Genomic DNA, 19,335 nt, shown 5'->3' with positions numbered 1-19,335 from the left:
TCACCACGGTGTTACTAGATACCCCTGCGCAACATTAACAGCCAACTGCCCGCGCAAACACATGCAGATAAGCGTTTGGTGCTCTTGGGGCAGAGGTTTAAAAGCGTTCATTTGCTTGAAAATGCTGTTTTGCTGAGGTCATTAAATGCGCCAGCTTCTCATACGGGCGCGTACGAAGGTACGGTTCCCTCTCCAATTAGGCGTGGTTCATTGAAAAGCGGGTGCCCCAGGAGTTCTCCCTGGGACACCCGCGTGTTTCTCTTAGCTCTTTAGAACCAAGGAAGTTAGGGCCAATCTACTTAACAACAATCTTTACCATTACCGGCTCGTCATTGACAGTTACTTCCTGACTACCCTCGAGCACTCGCGCGGAGGAAAGGCTGGAAAGCCCCGAACAAGATGCGTTGATGGTATGTGAACCAGGTTCCAACGCGTAGAAGTACACGCCATTGGCATTAGTCGTGTGTACCTTTTCCTGCGAAAGACCAATAAGCTTACATTCGCCTGCCGGGTTACCACTGGAGGTTACAACTTGAATCGTTGATTCTCCTGCATTGGGCTTGGGCTGCTCATCGTCGGGGAGACCTTGGCCTACACTGATTCCAACAACTAGGGAAATAATGCCCAGAATGGTACCAATGAGTCCGAGAAGATTACTGGGGTTATTGATTAGAGCTTGAACCTGAGTTGGAACCGGGATCGGTGGTTGCATTGTTTTGGCTCTCCTTAATGTCATTGAAGGTATTTAGCATGCTTGGGCTGATACGTAGGGCACTGTTTTCAGGGAAGTCTAGCTGACTGATGCCATGCGTGTGAATGCCAATGGCAACGTTGTCTGTTGTATAGACCGGCGAACCGCTTTGTCCGCCCGTGGTGTCTAAGTTATATCAGAGTCGAGTTTGGGTTCCTGGCTGAAGAATTCCGCTCATTGTCCACAGTTGCCCGTAGTCGCGAATCAGGCTCGTACCTTTCTCTCCTGGAAATCTGGTGACAGTTGCTTTTGCCCGGAGAAAGCGGAAGAAGCATCGCTCGGTTTAATTCCAAACCAGCTGGAAGAAATCGGCTTTGCGAACTTTACAACTCCCCAGTCATGATCGTTTGCGACCCTTAGTGTGGTGTAACGCTTGCTGATGGTGGGCCCCGGAAAGAAGTGGGCGGCCACCCAGACGGGCGACCAGCCACATACGACGCCCACATCGACAACGAATGGAACCCCAGCTTAGGCGTAAGAAAAGGCTGGGTCGGGCGCTTTATTCAGAGTCGGTCGGTGCGCAGGCAGCAGCGATGATGCCAAGTGCAGCCAGCAGACCAATGCCACCAGCGGCGTACTGAGCCTCACGCGGGAAATTACGAGTGAGCGACTCAATCTGCTTCTTCACTGGCTCAAGGCCCGGGATGTTGAGCTTTGCGCCGAAGCCGCCGAGGAAAGCCAGCGGAATGGCGAGGGCTGCTGGGATGGTGAGGCCGAGGACCGTCGGCAAGCAGCGCTCGCTCACAGAGGAACCATCTGCTGGGGCGGCTGGCTTGTCGCCGGACTTGACGGTTTCTGAGGTGCCGTCGGTGTAGGCGATAACGAGGTTACCGTCGGCATCCGTGGTCACGGACTTAATTCCGCGTCCGTCTTTGCCGTCCTTGCCGTCTTTACCGTTTGCGCCATCGGTGCCGTCGCGGCCTGGTGCGCCATCGAAGCCATCGCGGCCCGGAGTGCCCTGGTCGCCCTTCGAGCCAGCGAGGGTGCCGAGGATTTCAGAGGTGCCGTCGGTGTAAGTAACGACGACTTCGCCCTTGTCGTTGGTGGTCACGGACTTGATGCCACGGCCGTCTTCGCCATCCTTACCGTCCTTGCCGTCCTGGCCGGGTTCGCCCTTATCTCCCTTGCCGCCGTCTTTACCGTCGTCACCGTCTTGCCCGTCCTTGCCATCGGAGCCGACGACCTTGCCAGCATCCTCGGTGGTGCCGTCGGTGTAGGTGATGATGAGGTGGCCTTCGTCGTTGATGGTGACGGAGTTGATGCTGCGGGCGTCGTCAGACGGCGTTGGATCCTCGGACGGGTCGCAGTCCTTGAGATCGTCAGTGGAGCGCTCGACGGTGCCGAGGTTGAAGCCCACCTTGACTGGGTCGTGGTCGGAGGAGCGGTAGGGGTTGTCGGCCTCAAAGACGTCGCCGCCGGTGTAGTTGCGGCGGGAGTACTCCATGGCAATCGGCTCATCGGAGTTGATGTTCCAGGTCTGTGCGGCCTTGGCGTCGACGTGCTCGTTGGCGAGGATGTGGTCCAGGGAACCAATGCGGCCGGAGAACTGGTAAGAGGCCACTGCCTGCCACTCGGACTCGGGGTTGAGTTCCTCAACTGGGATGGTGTAGCCGGCGTTGCGGAAGATGGAGATGGCGTCTTCCTTGGAGTAGGAGTTCAGGTCACCCATGACGAAGGTGGCCTTTTCCTGCCACTGCGGCTGCTTGGACAAACCATCCAGGACTGCCTGAGCGTGAGCATTGCGCACGTTCGGGTTATTGCCCTGGCCGTCGCCGGTGTCCTTATCACCGTTAGCCACGGAGCCCTTGGACTTGAAATGGTTGGTTACCACCACGAAGGAATCAGGGACCTCAGGAGCGCACTTATCAGCCTTTTCAGCAACCGGCTTGAACTCCGCAGCGAGCGGAGTGCGGGCGGTACCCTTGAAACGCTCGTCCTCAAGGAGGGTAGCCTCACCAACCGGCTCGACGCGATCCTTCTTGTAGATGATCGCGGTACGAATGACGTCCGTATCTGCTGACGCGTTCGCCGGGGCCTTAACGTAATCCCACTTCTCAGAACCCGCGCGGGTATTGAGCTCACCCACGAGGTACTTCACGGCGTCATCGTAGGAGCCACCCACGGTGTTCGCGGCGTTTTCGATCTCAGACAGTCCAATGACATCGGCGTCGAGGCCCTCCAGCGCGGTGAGGATCTTGCCCTTCTGGTCATTGAACGCAGACTTCGACCACGCGCCGCGGAAGGTGCCGCTATCAGAACCCACGCCGTTACCGAAACGGTCCTTGTACGCCTTCGCGCCGTTGTCCTCACCCAAGTTGATGAAGAAGTTGAGCACGTTGAACGCCGCCACGGTGTAATCGCCTTCCACCTGTGGGGCCTCCGGACGAGCCGGGTCCCACGTAATCGGCAGGTCTGCGGTGGCAGAGTCGCCGGTAATCATCGAGGTGGGCTGGAAGCGCCACTGGTTGTGGCCGTAGCCCAAGATGACGCCGGAGTCCGCAAACTCCACCTGGTTGGTGGTGCGGATGGTCTTCACATCCGAGCCGTTCTGCATGATGTACGGCAGCTTCGTCGAGGCACCATCACGGGTGAAGTCACGGGTAGAGCCGTCATCGAGGATGACGTACTTCGCCGCGTTGGACTCTTCCAGAGCATGCATTTCCGTGCTGCCTGGGGCGAACTTGTCTGTCGGTTGGCGCAGCGCTTCCGTGCCCGGGGCTAGACCCAGCTCGCCGTAGCGGTTAAGGCCGTAGTTGTCAGTCACTGTGTGCACGCCGGGCTTGAGCAGCATGGATTCGAGCTTCTCACGGGCCTCGTCACCCTCCGGAAGGGCGTCGAGGGATAGTGGGGTGACGGCGGGGAGGGCGTCGGTAAGCACAGAGCCCTGGGTCAGGGCGATTTGGGTCTGGCCGTAGTACTCATCAACGCTGCCGGTGACCTCGACGGACTCGCCGATGGACGGGTAGAAGCCAGTGCCGCCGGTGTAGACGAAGACAGCCTCGGAGGCCTCGGTCGGGGCGGTCGCACCCGTGCCCGGGGTCTGGATGGTGAAACCGTTGAGGGACTTCTCACCCTGCCACACGGCGGTGACAACGCCCTGGGTGGTGACGGTCTGGCCCTTGAGCGGGGACTCTGCGCCGGTGCCCTGGATGTCCGGGATGGTGACGGTGGAGCCCGGCTCGGCCGGGGTGGGGTCCGGTTCCGGCGCGGTTGCGCCGCCGCCGGATTTCGGTGTTGGGGCGGCGGTGGCGAGGTCGGCCGCGTTGTCGTCGGTGTCGGTACCGGCGTCGTTACGCTGTGCGGAGGTGGTGCTGCTCAGGGCTTTGGCGGGGGAGCCTTCGCTTATCGACGCCGCCCCGTACCCCACCACGTCAACCTCGGACCCGGAGGCGTCGTAAAGCTTCACCGAGCCCTTGGAGCCGGACATACTGAGACCGCCCTCGGCATCCGGAGTGGGCAGCGGAGCTCCCTCGCCGCCGCCACCTTCCTGGATGAGGTAGTAGCCGCCGGCCGGGATGGAACCGTTAAGCGTGGTCTTTCCGCCGGAGTTGCCCTTGGAAGAGAAGTACTCCACGGACCAGCCGGAGACATCAATGGCGGTATCCGTCGGGTTGTAGAGCTCAATGAAGTCGTGGGTAAACGGGGCGTTCTTGTTACCGCCGCCGCCATACACCTCAGAAATGACGGCGGTGGAACCGTCCACCGCGGCAGTGGCCTGAGGAACAACCACGCAGGTGGAAACCAGCGCGGCGATGGCGAGCGAGCCAATACGCTTGAGACGCATGAGAAGAGTCCTTGAATCGGGGAGATGAGTGACAGTGAATCTTGTTCTACTCGCTGGTGGCGTAGTGCGATACCGGAGAGCTGGGGGTTAAAGAGAGATTGTCCAAGAATTCTTCACTCGTTTAGGGGTTGTTCACCCCCTGAGGATTCGCCAAACCTCCCCGGTTGCGCGATAGACTGACGGGGCACCCATACTCACGCACAGTAAGGCAAAATTTTCATGGCTCGTGTAGTTGTCAATGTCATGCCCAAGGCCGAGATTTTGGACCCGCAAGGTCAGGCCGTCGTCCGCGCGCTGGGGCGCCTCGGGGTTGCTGGTGTCAGCGACGTGCGCCAGGGCAAGCGTTTCGAAATCGAGGTCGATGATTCCGTGAGCGCTGAGGAGCTGGAGAAGGTTGCTTCCACCCTGCTGGCCAACACGGTTATCGAGGACTACGAGGTCATCCAGTAATGAAGTTCGGCGTTATTACCTTCCCGGGCACGCTTGACGACGTCGACGCGGCCCGCGCCGCCCGCACCGCCGGCGCCGAAGTCGTGTCCTTGTGGCATGCGGACGTGGACCTGCGTGGCGTCGATGCCGTCGTGGTTCCCGGCGGCTTTTCCTACGGCGACTACCTGCGCTCCGGCGCTATTTCGGCGCTTGCTCCGGTGATGCGTGCGGTTGTCGAGGCTGCGAATAAGGGCATGCCGGTGCTGGGCATCTGCAATGGTTTCCAGATTCTCACCGAGGCTGGCTTGTTGCCCGGTGCGCTAACCCGCAACCAGGGCCTGCACTTCCACTGCGTGGATACCTACCTTGAGGTTGCCAACGCTGAGACGGCGTGGACCAGCGAGTTTGAGCAGGGCCAGCGCATTCTCGTTCCTGCCAAGCACGGCGAGGGCCGCTTCCAGGCGGATGCGGAAACCGTGGAGCGCTTAGAGGGCGAGGGCCGCGTGGTCTTCCGCTATACCGATAACTTCAACGGCTCCATCAATGACATTGCTGGTATCACCAACGAGGCCGGCAACGTGGTGGGGCTCATGCCGCACCCGGAGCATGCCATCGATCTTCTCACCGGCCCGTCTACCGACGGTCTGGGTTTGTTTGTGTCCGCCCTCAAGGTCGTCGCTTAGCACGCGCCGACGGTTATAAGGAGAAACAATGACCGTACACAACGACACCGTCGAGCAGGCCACGCAGCAGTCGGACCTGGAGCAGCCTTACCGCGAACTTGGTCTTAAGGATGATGAGTACGCCCGTATTCGCGAGATCCTGGGCCGTCGCCCTACCGATGCCGAGCTGACCATGTATTCCGTGATGTGGTCGGAGCACTGCTCCTACAAATCTTCCAAGGTGCACCTGCGCTACTTCGGCGAAACCATGACCGAAGAGATGGGCTCGAAGATTCTCGCTGGTATTGGTGAGAACGCCGGCGTGGTAGACATCGGGGACGGCAACGCGGTGACCTTCCGTGTGGAAAGCCACAACCACCCGTCTTATGTGGAGCCGCACCAGGGTGCTGCGACGGGCGTGGGTGGTATCGTCCGCGACATCATGGCTATGGGCGCGCGCCCGATTGCCGTAATGGATCAGCTGCGTTTTGGTCCTGCCGATGCCCCGGATACCAAGCGCGTCCTGCCGGGCGTGGTTGATGGCATTTCGCACTACGGCAACTGCTTGGGCCTGCCCAACATTGGTGGCGAAACCGTCTTTGATGAGTCCTATGCCGGCAACCCGCTGGTGAACGCTTTGTGTGTGGGCACGCTGAAGGTCGAAGACCTCAAGCTGGCTTTTGCTTCCGGTACTGGCAACAAGGTCATGCTCTTTGGCTCGCGCACCGGCCTCGATGGCATCGGTGGCGTGTCCGTGTTGGCCTCCGACACTTTCGAGGACGGCGCGGAGCGCAAGCTGCCGGCGGTTCAGGTGGGCGACCCGTTTGCAGAGAAGGTCCTCATCGAATGCTGCCTGGACCTGTACAAGTCCGGCATCGTCGTCGGTATCCAGGATTTGGGCGGTGCGGGCCTGGCCTGCGCGACCTCCGAGTTGGCTGCCTCCGGTGACGGCGGCATGGAGATCAACCTGGACAACGTTCCGCTGCGTGCGGAGAACATGTCCGCTGCAGAAATCCTGGCTTCCGAGTCCCAGGAGCGCATGTGCGCCGTGGTGACCCCGGAGAACGTGGAGAAGTTCAAGGAAATCTGCGCGCACTGGGATGTCACCTGCGCGGAAATCGGTGAGGTCACCACCGGTGACCATCTCATCATTCGCCACCAGGGCGAGGTAGTGGTGGATGCCCCTGCCCACACCATCGCTAATGAGGGCCCAGTCTATGACCGACCGTATGCCCGCCCGGAGTGGCAGGATGCGCTGCAGGAGTTCCAAGGCGTCGAGAAGCAGGACCTCACCGTAGCGCTGAAGAAGCTCGTGGCTTCCCCGGCGCTGTGCTCCCGTGATTTCATCATTGAGCAGTACGACCGCTACGTGCGCGGAAACACCGTGCAGTCTCACCACGCCAACGCTGGTGTGCTGCGCATTGACGAGGAGACCGGCCGCGGCGTGGCCGTCTCTGCTGACGCTTCTGGTCGCTACACCAAGTTGGACCCGAACATGGGCGCACGTTTGGCGCTGGCAGAGGCCTACCGCAACGTGGCCGTCACCGGTGCCCGTCCCGTGGCCATCACCAACTGCCTCAACTACGGTTCCCCGGAGAACCCGGACGTCATGTGGCAGTTCCGCGAGTCCGTGCATGGGCTTGCCGATGGCGCCGTCGAGCTCGGCATCCCCGTCTCCGGCGGTAACGTCTCCTTCTACAACCAGACTGGCGAGGAGCCGATCTTGCCGACGCCCGTCGTGGGCGTCCTCGGCGTCATCGATGACGTCCATAAATCCATCGGCAACGAGCTCGGCCATGTGGATGAGCCGGAGGTTCTCGTGCTGCTGGGTGAGACCAAGGATGAGTTCGGTGGCTCCATCTGGCAGCAGGTGAACGCGCACGAGCAAGGCCACCAGTCGAAGGACGGACTCAACGGCCTGCCGCCGCAGGTAGACCTGGCCAACGAGAAGCGCCTCGCGGACTTCTTCGTGGGTAACGAGGGCATTACTGCTGCTCACGACATCTCCGAGGGTGGCCTTGCCGTCACCGCATTCGAGATGGCCAAGCGCAGTGGTGTGGGCCTGAGCCTAGACCTGTCGAAGGCGCATGAGGATTCCTTTGTGGCGGCCTTCTCCGAGTCCGCCTCCCGCGTACTGGTGGCCACGACTGCTGATCGCGTCGACACGCTGCTGCAGCGCGCCGAGGAGTGCGGTGTTCCGGCCGTCGTCGTTGGCCAGACCACCGACAACGGTGAACTGGAACTCGGCGGCGAGTCCATCGCTGTCTCTGAGCTGCGTGGGGCCTGGGAGGCCACCTTGCCGGACCTCTTCGGCCACGCGGTGGGCGCCAACTCCGTCGTGGAGTAAAGCACACGCCTCGCACTGCGACCGGGCAGGGTTTCTCGCTACGGCGAGGCCCTGCCCGAGACGTCTAAGCGCTCCAATTTACGTTGTAGACTCAAGCCAATAACTGAGTACAGGCAGTCGGGGGGAACAACAATGGAAGACACGAAGAGAGCCGAAACTTTGTATGTTTTTCTCGATGAATCGGGGGATATGCAGTTCGGTGCGAAAGCTTCCATGCACTTCTTGATGACAGCATTTTGTACGTTTGATCCAGCGGGCACCGCGTCAAAACTGCAGGCTTTGAAGTACGAACTTATGGCATCGGGGAGCAAGGACCTTGAGTTTCATGCAACAGAAAATTCGAAGGGAACGCGAAAGCGAGTAATCGACCGAATTAATGAGATAGAGCGGTGCCGTGTTCACACTATTTGGGTGGATAAGCGAATGACGCATCCGGCTTACCAATCTCCTCCGCAGCTTTTGGGGCTCTTTGCTGGCGCAATGGGGAGATGGATAAATGCGGTGTGGGGAGACGCAGAGGTCAGTGAAGTGATCTTAATCTTCGATTCAGTACTTACAGGCAAGGAAAGGTCGGCATTTGAAAAAAGGATAAAGCCTCTGTTGAAAGGGCTTCAGCTAAGGTTTCGTGTGCTCTTTCATCCTGTAAAACAGGATCTGAATGGCTAGATTGCTGACTACTTTTCGTGGTCCTGGTTTCAGAAAATGGAAAGGGGGAAGGATGAGTACGTTCGAGCACTTTCGAGCCGGCACAATTGGGATCAGTTTAATATGTTTGCAGCGGGAAAGTCTTATTACTGGAGTGGGCCGGTCCAAAAGCGACCGCCCCACCTACCGGGGTAAGCCGGAAAGCCTTCAGGGGCTCTTTCGGTGGGGCGGAACCTTTGACCTCAATTTTAGACCTTCGTCGCGCGGGGAAGCAAGGGTGTCATTTAGAAACACGGAGGCCAACGAAGTGGTGATGGACGACGGTACTAAGGGCACCGTTGTGCACAGCAAAACGTGTATGCTTACGGCCACGTAGGTTAGGACACCTGAGGGGAACGTAGCCATGACTCCACCAACCACAGTTCCGAATGACCAAGAGGCCCGCATCCAACGCACCTACTGGATGGCAGACCGCGGCCCGCGGCCACTCACGCGCGGCTGGGGGCATTTCTGTGCGGCCATTCTATCGGTCATCGCCTCCACGGTTCTCATCACGTTTGCGTGGATGACGCTGCCGTGGTGGCAGGGGCTCGCGGTAACGGTGTACGGCGTGGGCGTGGTTGGTCTCTTTACCGTTTCGGCGCTGTATCACCGCTGGCCCTGGGTATCCATGCGCGCGGTGCAGTGGTGGCGGCGCGCTGACCACGCGACGATTTCGGTCTTCATCGCGGCGACTTACACGCCTTTGTGTGCCATCGTGCTAAACCCCACGCAGGCGCTGTGGATGCTGAGTGCGGCGTGGGTGGGAGCCATCATGGGCGTTGTCCTGAATCTGGTGTGGATTAACCACCCACGCTGGCTGGATGTGGTGGTGTATCTCGTGCTGGGCTGGCTTATTTTGCCGCTGCTGCCGAACCTGTGGCAGTCCGCGGGCCCAGCCGTGGTGTGGCTATTGTTTGCAGGTGGAGTGGTCTATTCGCTAGGCGCATTGATATACGGCTTTAAGTGGCCGGGGCGCAATGCGCGGTGGTATGGCTACCACGAGCACTTCCACACCGCGACGATTGCCGCGGCGGTGGTGCACATGGTAGCCATCTGGATGGTGGTGGCGGGCTAGCCTCTTACAGGGCAGACCATGTGGAGGGACCTAGTCGGTGAGGTCGTCGGCGAGGGGGTACTCGAGGGCGACGTCGTGGCACAGAACGCGACCTGTCGTTGAGCCGTTCCACTCGGGGTCAAAGCCCACGGCGCGCAGAGCTTCGACGAGCTGTTCGCCGACCTTGATGGTTGCCTCTTCGCTTTTCTCCATGGCGGAGAACCCAAAGTACAGCTCGCCGTTGTAGATAACCCGGCTGATGTCTTGGCGGTGGCAGTAGACATAACCGCTGCGGCCTTCTTCTTCGGCGAGTTCGGAGCCCACCCAGACGCCGTCTGATAGATCCCAAGCTTCGTTGAACGTGAAGGAGATATCGCATTGAGCTAGCTCGTCGCGCAGGGCATCGAGACGCTTAACATCCTCCGACTTTTCAGTGACCAGCCGGCCGTATTCTGCGGCGACTTCGTCGATGATGGCGTCGAAATCCTCTGGATAAGGTTCCTCATGGCTAGCCTCCCATTCGGTGGGGTCATCGAGGACTTCAATGTAGTCATTGTGGATGTCTTGGCGGGATTCGCCGTGGCAGAGCCTCAGAGCGATGTCGTTGCGAAGCGGGCTTGGCTCAAGGAGATCATCGGAGGGCGGAAAGGAACTGGAGAACATTGGATGCTGTGTGGTCATAGCTCAGAGAGTAAACAGTTCTAATCGGCACTGTCTGAAAACAGGGAAGACACCCCGCAGGCGGGGTGTCTTCCTAGAAATGCGGTAGTGGCTTACTTGTGGAGCGGATCCACGCCGGCCTCGTTAAGCATCGGGATGTTGTGAGCCTCAGCCGGAACGCCGAAGGCATCCACGAGCACGACGGACCACGGAGCAAGCGAATCAACGAGGTCGTTGATGGCCGCGCGGGCAGCCTTGATGCGGCCAGCCGGGATGAGGTTGTGCTCCTGGTACCACCCGGCGTGCTGCACCAAGGTGTCGAAGACGAAGAGGTGGCGCAGCTGCTCGAAGACCTGGCGCGCCAGCGAGCCTTCCTCCAGGCGCTCTTCTGCCTCAATCATGGCTTGTACGAGCAAGGTGTCCACGCGAGCCCAGCCGGCGGCGATGAGGTGGTCCTGGCACTGGTCCACGATGGCCGCAGCCTGAACCTTGTCTGCCTTACGTGCCGGCTGGATGCGGCGCACGAGGGAGAAAAGGACGGACTGGGCGCGGTCGTCGATAAGCTTTGCCTGGTAGGTGGCGTCGAACAGCGAAGCTTCGGACGGGTTCACGCGGTCCACCAGGCCCTGCAGGCGGGTAGTGAAACCGTAACGACGCTTGACCACGTCAGTAGCGGTGGTGGCGGCGTACTTCACGGTGTCCCACGGGCTCATGTCATTCATCTCACGGCCGTAGGCGGTCAGCAGGTTCTTGCCCACCATCTGGATGAGCACGGTGTTGTCACCTTCAAAGGTGGAGAAGACATCCGAATCCGCTCGGTACGTGGTCAGGCGGTTTTCCGACATGTAGCCGGCACCACCGCAAGCCTCACGGCACTCTTGAATGGTGCGAGTAGCGTGCTGGGTTTGAGCAGCCTTAATAGCCGCAGCTAGGGACTCCATCTCACGGGAGGCAAACTTCTGCTCCTCCGTCGGCTCCGTGACGGACCACGTGCCGGCCTCGTGCTGGTCGTTCTGCTCCTGGTAGCGCTCCAGAATCTGGTTGTAGAGAAGGTGCAGCGCGTAGGTGCGGGCCAGCGGGATGAGCAGGCGGCGGCGGTGCTGGCGGTGCTCGATAAGGCGCTTTTCGGCTCCGGTTGCGCCTTCGAACTGACGGCGGCGGTTGGCGTAGCGAATCGCGATGTCGAGGGAGGCCTCGGTAGCGGCACCCGCAGCGCCGGATACGCCAATGCGGCCGCGGATGAGGGTGCCCAACATGGTAAAGAAGCGGGAGTTCTTCGACTCGATGGGTGAAGAGTACTTGCCGTTCTCATCGACGTCAGCGAAACGGTTGAGCAGGTTCTCGCGTGGCACGCGGACGTTGTCGAAGCGCAGGGTGCCATTATCGACGCCCACCAGGCCACCCTTGTGGCCATGATCGCCCAAGGTCACGCCCGGCAGCTCGTTGCCCTCTTCGTCGCGGATGGGGACGATGATGGCGTGAACGCCGTGGGAACGCCCATCGCTTTCTGGCGTAATGAGCTGAGTGAAGACGACGGCGGCGCGGCCGTCCTTGGCGGCATTACCGATGTAGTTCTTCACCGCGGTATCGGATGGGGTGTTCACCACGAATTCTTGGGTCTCAGGATCGTAAGTGGCGGTGGTCTCCAAAGATTGGACGTCGGAACCGTGGCCGCGCTCGGTCATGGCGAAACAGCCTGGCAGCTCGAGGCTGGCAGCCTTCTTGACCCACTCGATGTGACGCTCGGTGCCCAGTTGGTCGAGGGCACCGCCCCACAGACCCCACTGCACCCCGGACTTAATAGCCAGGGAGCCATCGACCCAGGCCAGGCCCTCGAGGGTAAAGGTAGAGAGGTTTGGTTTGCCAGCACCACCGTTGGCGCGGCGCAGGCCATGAGTGAAGCCGCCGAAGTCGCGCACCTTGGCCAGATTGTTAAAGGTGTGCTCGCGCTGCTCTGCCATGGGCAGGTGGGACTTCGGGAAGAGCTCTGGGTCATTGAGGAAGGTGCGCAGATCGTCGCGGAAGGCGGCGTGGGGGCCGTCGAGAAGCGCGCCCAGCTCCGTAGCTACGGATGGTTTTGGCGTGGTGGGCAGGCGGTGGGGGCTGCGGGCCTCGGCCTTGGGGGCGTCGTTCGAGGCGTTCTTGTTGAGGTCGACGGTGGACTTCTTATCGGAGGACTTGGTCAAAGGCATGATGGGATTTCCTTTCTGAATAAATTCTTTAGCGCTCGACGATGGCTGCGACGCCTTGGCCGCCGGCGGCGCAAATGGAGATGAGGGCGCGGCCGCCGCCGTTCTCTTCGAGAATCTTTGCAGTCGTTGCAAGAATGCGGGTTCCGGTTGCGGCGAACGGGTGGCCGGCGGCGAGTGAGGAGCCCTTGACGTTGAGCTTGGCGCGGTCAATAGGGCCCAAGGCGGACTGCAGGCCGAGGCGCTCGCGGCAGTAGGTCTCGTCTTCCCATGCAGACAGGGTGGCCAGAACCTGGGAGGCGAAGGCTTCGTGGATCTCGTAGAAGTCGAAATCCTGCAGGGAGAGGTTGTTGCGCTCCAGTAGGCGCGGGACGGCATAAGTAGGGGCCATGAGCAGGCCATCCGGACCGTGGACGAAGTCGACGGCAGCGGTTTCGGAATCCACGAGGAAGGCACGCGGTTCAATGTTGTGCGCGGCTGCCCACTCCTCGGAGCCCAAGAGGGCGACCGAGGCACCGTCCGTCAGCGGTGTGGAATTACCAGCCGTCATGGTGGCCTGGGCGCCGTGCTGCTCAGCGTCGCGCTTGCCGAAGACCGGCTTCAGCTTGGCCAGCGATTCCAGTGAAGAATCCGGACGCAGGTTGGTATCGCGATTGACGCCGAGGAAGCCGGTGGTCAGGTCAGTAAAGAAGCCTTCTTCCCAGGCCTTGTGGAGGTTCTGGTGAGAGGCCAGTGCGAGCTCGTCCTGTGCTTCGCGGGTCACGTGCATTTCACGGGCGGTGATGGCGGCGTGGTCACCCATGGACAGGCCGGTTCGTGGCTCGCCGTTCTGCGGCTGCTCTGGGGCCAGCTGGGAGGGGCGGATGGAGCCGATGAGCTGGGCGCGCTGTGCGGTGGACTTGGCGCGGGTGAGGTTGAGCAAGGTGCGGCGCAGGTTGTCATTGACCGCCAGCGGGGCATCTGACGTGGTATCCGTACCACCGGCGATACCAGCGGAAATACGCCCCTGGGCGATGGCATCGCCGACGTGGATGGCGGCGGCCAGCGAGGTGCAGCAGGCTTGCTGGACGTCGATAGCCGGTGTGGTGGAATCCAGGGCGGAACCGAGGACAACCTCGCGGGTGAGGTTGAAATCACGGGAGTGCTTGAGCACGGCGCCGGCAGCGACGAGGCCCAGGCGTTCGTCGTGAAGCCCGTAGCGTGCCACCAGGCCGTCGAGGGCGCTGGTGAGCATGTCCTGGTTGGATGCGTGGGCGTACTGCTTATTTGAGCGGGCAAACGGGATGCGGTTGCCGCCCAGGATGGCGACGCGGTGCTGAGGGGTGGTCATCTAATGCTCCTTCGCGGGGTGGTTTGTGCGAGTCATCGCGGTGAGAGGGGTGGAGACCCCTCAAGGAAGTGCGCATCACAACTTAAGTGATAGTGTTAGTTCTATCACTCAATTAACTAACCTTGCAACCAAGTCAACAAAGCTCGCAAGGTTGTGAAGATTTAAGAAAGGATCGCGCCACCCTATGTCGCACGTCACTATTGCTGAGAAGCTCATCAACTCCCCATTGGCCGCCAAAGCGGGTGTGCCGCAGGGCTACCCCCTTCGCCGCCACAAGGCCGGTGAACCTGCCCTCGAAGGCCCGATCGTCTTGGGTGGGCAAGGCCGTATTGCCGAGTTCCTCCGCTCCCAGCTGGCCGTGGACTACCAGGTCATCGATGCATCTGCGGAAGCCAAGCGTGCGGCGCTGGTCTTCGATGCCACTGGAATTGAGGCCCCAGAGCAGCTCCGTGAGCTCTATGACTTTTTCAACCCGCAGATGCGCAACCTCCTGCCGTGCGCGCGCATCGTCGTGGTCGGCACCACCCCCGAGGCAGCCGATACTATCGACGCCCGCATTGCCGCCCGCGCCCTCGAAGGGTTTACTCGCTCCCTTGCGAAGGAAATGCGAAAAGGTGGCACCGTGAACCTGGTGTGGGCCGACCCAGCAGCCATCGCAGAGGTGGAGTCCACCCTCCGCTTCTTCCTGTCGGGCAAGTCAGCATTCGTCGACGGTCAGGTCGTCCGCGTCAGCGCACAGGGCGCTGAGGTGCCGGGCGCACAGAACTGGGAGAAGCCGCTTGATGGCCGTCTCGCCGTCGTTACCGGCGCCGCCCGCGGTATTGGCGCCACCATTGCTGAGGTGCTTGCCCGCGATGATGCAGATGTCATCTGCATCGACGTTCCACAAGCAAGCGAGCACTTGGCCAAGACGGCCAACCAGGTCAAGGGCACGGCGCTGCCGCTCGACGTCACCGATCCGCAGGCAGCCGACAAGATTGCGCAGCATGCTCAGGAGCGCCACGGACGCGCCATCGACGTCATCGTTCACAACGCCGGAATTACCCGCGACAAGCTTATGGCCAACATGAATGAGGGCCAGTGGGATGCTGTCCTCGCTGTTAACCTCCTCGCCCCAGTGCGTATCACCGAAAATCTCCTCGAGTCTGGCTCCCTCGCGCCGGGCGCGGCCGTGGTTGGCGTGTCCTCCATGGCCGGTATTTCCGGCAACCGTGGGCAGACGAACTACGCCACCACCAAGGCCGGAATCATCGGGCTGGTCGACGCCCTGCGCCCCGTCCTCGCGGAGAACGGCTCCACCATCAACGCCGTGGCACCGGGCTTTATTGAGACAGCCATGACCGCAGCGATGCCGACCGGACCGCGCGAGATTGGCCGCCGCCTCAACTCCCTGCAGCAGGGCGGCCAGCCTATCGACGTCGCTGAAACTGTCGCTTTCTTCGCCGCCCCTGCGTCTGCGGCAGTGACCGGCAACACCGTCCGCGTCTGCGGCCAGAACCTCATGGGAGCCTAAATGAACTACACCACCCTGACTGAGATTCCCGATCTATCCGCCCTCTACCGCACGCTCATGGTCGGCGCAGTTCCGGTACCCGGCATCGGTGCAGGCAAGCGCACGGTCGCTGACCCCCGCACGGCCTTCCGCGTTGACAGCGTTCGCGTGGACACGGAACACTTAGCGCGCTACTGCCAGGCCACCGGCCTGCGCCTGAGCAACGAAGTGCCCGCTACCTATCCCTATGCGCTGGCTTTCCCGCTGGCCATCAAGGTCATGGCCGCCAAGGACTTCCCCTTCCCGGCATTGGGCGTAGTTCACCTGTCCAACCGCATTGAGCAGACGCGCCCACTGCGCGTGGATGAGGCTTTCGACATCACAGTCCATGCTGAGAATCTTCGCCCGCACCGCAAGGGCCTCGTCATCGATATGGTGACCACCTACAGTGTGGCTGGCGAAGAAATCTGGCGCCAGACCTCCGCCTTCTTAGGTCAGGGCGCGAAGTTTACCAAGGATACCCCGCAGGAGGTCACAGCCCGCTCGGAGGCGGAGCGCTTCCTCGACTTCCCCGGTGATGAGGTGGGCACCTCCACCGCGACGCTGCGCTTTAGCTCCGAGAGCACCCGCGTCTACGCGGAAGCTTCTGGTGACAAGAACCCCATCCACGTCTCTAAGGTTGGTGCGAAGCTCTTTGGCTTCCCCGCCACGATTGCGCACGGCATGTACACCCACGCGCGGATGCTGTCTGTAATGGAAGGCATGCTGACCGGTGGTACCCGCATCACGGCTGACTTCTACAAGCCGGTTATCCTTCCCGCGACGACCGGTGTATACGTGGCACCTGCTGGTGCCGACGACGCGCGGGGAGCTGGCGCGCGCGACCTCACGCTGCGCAAGGCCAAGGACCCCAGCAAGCTGCATGTCGCAGCCCGCGTGGAGCCCCTCTCTTAATCCACGTGCTGGTGCTTCGGCGCCACCACCAAGGGTTTCGGGGAGTACTTGCCGCGCAGCCCGCGCAGGATGCCGGCGTGCTCCCAGAGGCGCTTATCCTCTTCGGTACGAGGAGTGAACTGGCGGGCGGCCAGCGGCTGCCAGTCGGCATCCATGGCCATGTACGACACCGTCGCGTGAATGGCAGTCTGTAGCTGCTCACGGCCGCCGCGAGGGTTGCCGGAGCGCACGTGAACTGACATCTGCATGGAGCGCGCGTCGGTACGCATCATGCGGGCATCGACCTCAATAAGGTCACCGATGTGAATCGGGCGATAGAAGCGGATGCCGCCGGCATAGACGGCCACGGTGTGCTCGCCAGACCACTCCATCGTGCAGGCAGAACCTGCCTCATCGATCCACTCCATCGCGGTGCCGCCGTGGACGTTTCCGCCCCAGTTGACGTCGGTAGGCTTGGCCAAGAATCGGTTGATCATGCGTGGCGCATCCGAGGGGCCGTCATACGTCTGCTTTTCCATCTCTTCCTCGATGGCATGACGCAGCTCAATACGAGACTGAGCAGCTTCCCACACGCGCTGATGCTCCGTGGTTTCCGGCTGCAGTGGCGGTACCGGGACAGACTTTCCAGTCTCCGTGTCTTTGGCCACGAAAATGACGAGGCAGTCACAGGCGCGGGTAAAAATACCGTCGCGTGGGTCAGCAGAGAGCACCTCGTTGACAATGTGCATCGAGGAACGGCCAGTCATGGCGATGCGGGAGCGCACCTCCACGAGGTGGCCCGAAGGGATGGGGCGTGTGAAATGGATGTGGCCCACGTAGGCTGTCACACAGTAGGTTCCCGACCACTGCACTGCACACGCATAGGCCGCCTTATCGATCCACTCCAGGACGCGGCCACCGCCAATGCCCTGGGCGCCAGCAATCGTGAGATCGGTGGGCGCGGCCATGAAACGCAGTGTGATGGAGGGGGACTTCCCGGTTTGGACCGGTTTTTTTTCTTCCGACAGAGTTGGTGACATGGATAACAAACTAGCAGGGAGCGTGGTTTACCTATGAAGAAGGCCGTTGATGCCGCCACCACCCGCGCCGCCGTGGAGGCCGTCGCGGACTGGATTCGCAACCCTGAAGAGATAGAAAAACCAGGTCGCACCGCACTCGCGCAGGCCACCCGCACCACCGCGCGCATGCTCGAGGCGGATGCGCCGGGCCATTCGGTCGAGCTGCGAGTCCCCCCATTCGTGGCAGTTCAGTGCATCGAGGGCCCGCGCCATACCCGAGGTACCCCTCCGAATGTGGTGGAGATGGATCCGCTTACCTGGTTGCAGCTGGCCACCGGCCTGTTGTCCTGGGAGCAAGCAGTAGCCAGCCCGCGTCTGGATGCCTCTGGGTCCCGCGCGCACGAGATCGCGGAGTGGCTGCCCATCATTCCGTTAGTTTTCACCGACCGAAACGACTAGGATTGGCGCCGTGGTAGCTGAACACGTCCAGAACAAGATTAAACCGCTATCGGAGGATCCTGCCCAAGATCCAGAGCCCCGTGAAGAATGTGGCGTTTTCGGCGTCTGGGCACCGGGGGAAGAGGTGTCAAAGCTGACGTACTTCGGTCTCTTTGCCCTCCAACATCGCGGCCAGGAAGCTGCGGGCATTGCGGTGGGCGATGATGACCGCATCGTGGTCTTTAAAGACATGGGCCTCGTGTCCAACGTCTTCGATGAATCCATTCTGACGTCCCTGCACGGCAACGTGGCGGTCGGCCACACGCGCTACTCCACCGCCGGCGGCAAGGAGTGGTCCAATGTGCAGCCGATGTTCGGAACCTCGCCCAGTGGCGTCGACATCGCCTTGGGTCACAATGGCAACCTGGTGAACTATCTGGAGCTGCGTGCGGAAGCCGTGGAACGTGGGCTCATCAAACCGCAGGAAGAGTCCGTCTCGGACTCCATGTGCTTGTCCATGCTGCTTGCCGCCGGTGTCTCGGACGGTACCTCCGTCTTCGACTCGGCCCTGCAGCTGCTTCCCGACGTCAAAGGTGCCTTCTGCCTCACCTTCACTGACGGGCACACTCTGTATGCTGCGCGTGACCCGCATGGCGTGCGCCCGCTCGCGCTGGGCAGGCTGAACACGGGCTGGGTTGTGGCCAGCGAGACCTGCGCCCTCGACATTGTGGGCGCGCAGTTCATTCGTGAGATTGAACCCGGTGAGCTCATTGCCATCGATGAGACGGGCATTCGCTCTGAGCGCTTCGCAGAATCTAAGCGTCATGGCTGCGTCTTCGAGTATGTGTACTTGGCGCGCCCGGACACGAACATCAGGGGCCGTTCGGTCAACGCGACGAGGGTGGAAATTGGGCGTCGTCTAGCGCGGCAGTACCCCGCGCCTGACGCGGACATGGTCATCCCCGTGCCGGAATCCGGAAACCCTGCCGCCGTGGGATATGCCCGCGAATCCGGTCTGACCTTCGCGCATGGCCTGGTGAAGAACTCCTACGTCGGGCGCACCTTCATTCAGCCCACGCAGTCCCAGCGCCAGATGGGTATTCGCCTCAAGCTCAACCCGCTGCGGGAGGTCATTGACGGCAAATCCATCGTGGTGGTGGATGATTCCATCGTGCGTGGCAACACTCAGCGCGCGCTCATCCGCATGCTGCGTGGGGCCGGCGCGGCCGAGGTGCATGTTCGTATTGCCTCGCCGCCGGTGAAATGGCCGTGCTTCTACGGCATCGACTTCGCCTCCCCAGGCGAGCTTATTGCCAACGCCAACCCCTCCGATGACCCAGAGGAAGTTGCCCAGACCATTTGCACCGCCATTGGTGCAGACTCCTTGGGCTTTGTCTCCATCGATGAGATGGTGGCCGCCACTGAGCAGCCGCGCAATGAATTGTGCTGCGCCTGCTTCGATGGCAAGTACCCGCTCGGCCTTCCCGCCGGTAACCCTAACGCTGAGGCCGTGCGCACCTTGCAGGGCTCGACCACGACTAACGAGTAAGGACTAGTTCA

The 19,335-nt window shown here is 61.2% G+C and carries 15 protein-coding genes; 9 read left to right on the top strand and 6 right to left on the bottom strand.

The window, feature by feature from the left end; genetic code table 11:
• Positions 1-295: 295 nt before the first annotated feature.
• The gene (locus HMPREF2875_RS09260; protein ID WP_070672424.1) at positions 296-712 is read right to left on the bottom strand and encodes a hypothetical protein; all 417 of its coding nucleotides are present in this window, start codon (positions 710-712) and stop codon (positions 296-298) included.
• Between the two features lie 538 nt (positions 713-1,250).
• Complete coding sequence (locus HMPREF2875_RS09255) at positions 1,251-4,535, bottom strand: ExeM/NucH family extracellular endonuclease (RefSeq protein ID WP_246817080.1); 3,285 nt, start codon at positions 4,533-4,535, stop codon at positions 1,251-1,253.
• A gap of 219 nt (positions 4,536-4,754) precedes the next feature.
• Between HMPREF2875_RS09255 and purS the strand changes: the two genes are divergently transcribed.
• From purS to HMPREF2875_RS09225, 5 genes are all read left to right on the top strand, one after another.
• Complete coding sequence (gene purS, locus HMPREF2875_RS09250; RefSeq protein WP_039676532.1) at positions 4,755-4,985, top strand: phosphoribosylformylglycinamidine synthase subunit PurS; 231 nt, start codon at positions 4,755-4,757, stop codon at positions 4,983-4,985.
• Complete coding sequence (gene purQ / locus HMPREF2875_RS09245) at positions 4,985-5,647, top strand: phosphoribosylformylglycinamidine synthase subunit PurQ (RefSeq protein ID WP_070672421.1); 663 nt, start codon at positions 4,985-4,987, stop codon at positions 5,645-5,647. Before purS ends, purQ begins: the two co-directional genes overlap by 1 nt.
• A 28-nt stretch (positions 5,648-5,675) precedes the next feature.
• Positions 5,676-7,973, top strand: coding sequence for a phosphoribosylformylglycinamidine synthase subunit PurL (purL, locus tag HMPREF2875_RS09240; RefSeq protein WP_070672418.1), 2,298 nt, complete (start codon positions 5,676-5,678; stop codon positions 7,971-7,973).
• Between the two features lie 132 nt (positions 7,974-8,105).
• Positions 8,106-8,639 carry a DUF3800 domain-containing protein gene (locus tag HMPREF2875_RS09235; protein ID WP_070672415.1) on the top strand — a complete coding sequence of 178 codons (534 nt, stop codon included), beginning with the start codon at positions 8,106-8,108 and terminating at the stop codon, positions 8,637-8,639.
• A gap of 382 nt (positions 8,640-9,021) precedes the next feature.
• Positions 9,022-9,735, top strand: coding sequence for a PAQR family membrane homeostasis protein TrhA (locus tag HMPREF2875_RS09225; RefSeq protein WP_070672406.1), 714 nt, complete (start codon positions 9,022-9,024; stop codon positions 9,733-9,735).
• 30 nt (positions 9,736-9,765) lie between these two features.
• On the opposite strand, the gene HMPREF2875_RS09220 is transcribed toward HMPREF2875_RS09225, so the two are convergent.
• The 3 genes from HMPREF2875_RS09220 to HMPREF2875_RS09210 all read right to left on the bottom strand — a co-directional run bounded on the left by HMPREF2875_RS09220 (position 9,766) and on the right by HMPREF2875_RS09210 (position 13,893).
• Positions 9,766-10,395, bottom strand: coding sequence for a DUF6891 domain-containing protein (locus HMPREF2875_RS09220; RefSeq protein ID WP_070672404.1), 630 nt, complete (start codon positions 10,393-10,395; stop codon positions 9,766-9,768).
• A gap of 92 nt (positions 10,396-10,487) precedes the next feature.
• Positions 10,488-12,566, bottom strand: a complete 2,079-nt coding sequence (locus HMPREF2875_RS09215; RefSeq protein WP_070672402.1) for an acyl-CoA dehydrogenase family protein — start codon at positions 12,564-12,566, stop codon at positions 10,488-10,490.
• 28 nt (positions 12,567-12,594) lie between these two features.
• Positions 12,595-13,893, bottom strand: a complete 1,299-nt coding sequence (locus HMPREF2875_RS09210) for an acetyl-CoA C-acetyltransferase (RefSeq protein ID WP_070672400.1) — start codon at positions 13,891-13,893, stop codon at positions 12,595-12,597.
• 184 nt (positions 13,894-14,077) lie between these two features.
• On the opposite strand from HMPREF2875_RS09210, the gene HMPREF2875_RS09205 reads away from it, so the two are divergent.
• Positions 14,078-15,406: a 3-oxoacyl-ACP reductase gene (locus tag HMPREF2875_RS09205; RefSeq protein ID WP_070672397.1), complete on the top strand. Its 1,329-nt coding sequence runs from the start codon at positions 14,078-14,080 to the stop codon at positions 15,404-15,406.
• Positions 15,407-16,339, top strand: a complete 933-nt coding sequence (locus HMPREF2875_RS09200; protein WP_070672394.1) for a MaoC/PaaZ C-terminal domain-containing protein — start codon at positions 15,407-15,409, stop codon at positions 16,337-16,339.
• Here the strand turns inward: HMPREF2875_RS09200 and HMPREF2875_RS09195 are convergent.
• Positions 16,336-17,358, bottom strand: a complete 1,023-nt coding sequence (locus HMPREF2875_RS09195; RefSeq protein ID WP_070672391.1) for an acyl-CoA thioesterase — start codon at positions 17,356-17,358, stop codon at positions 16,336-16,338. The genes HMPREF2875_RS09200 and HMPREF2875_RS09195 overlap by 4 nt on opposite strands.
• A 33-nt stretch (positions 17,359-17,391) precedes the next feature.
• On the opposite strand from HMPREF2875_RS09195, the gene HMPREF2875_RS09190 reads away from it, so the two are divergent.
• Positions 17,392-17,796, top strand: a complete 405-nt coding sequence (locus HMPREF2875_RS09190) for a sterol carrier family protein (RefSeq protein ID WP_070672388.1) — start codon at positions 17,392-17,394, stop codon at positions 17,794-17,796.
• Between the two features lie 10 nt (positions 17,797-17,806).
• Positions 17,807-19,324 (top strand): amidophosphoribosyltransferase, encoded by a 1,518-nt coding sequence (purF, locus tag HMPREF2875_RS09185; RefSeq protein ID WP_070672386.1) that lies wholly within the window; start codon positions 17,807-17,809, stop codon positions 19,322-19,324.
• Positions 19,325-19,335: the final 11 nt, after the last annotated feature.

The sequence above is a fragment of the Corynebacterium sp. HMSC078H07 genome (assembly GCF_001812805.1).
Taxonomy (GTDB): Bacteria; Actinomycetota; Actinomycetes; order Mycobacteriales; family Mycobacteriaceae; genus Corynebacterium.
This window is presented reverse-complemented; position numbering and strand designations above follow the sequence as displayed.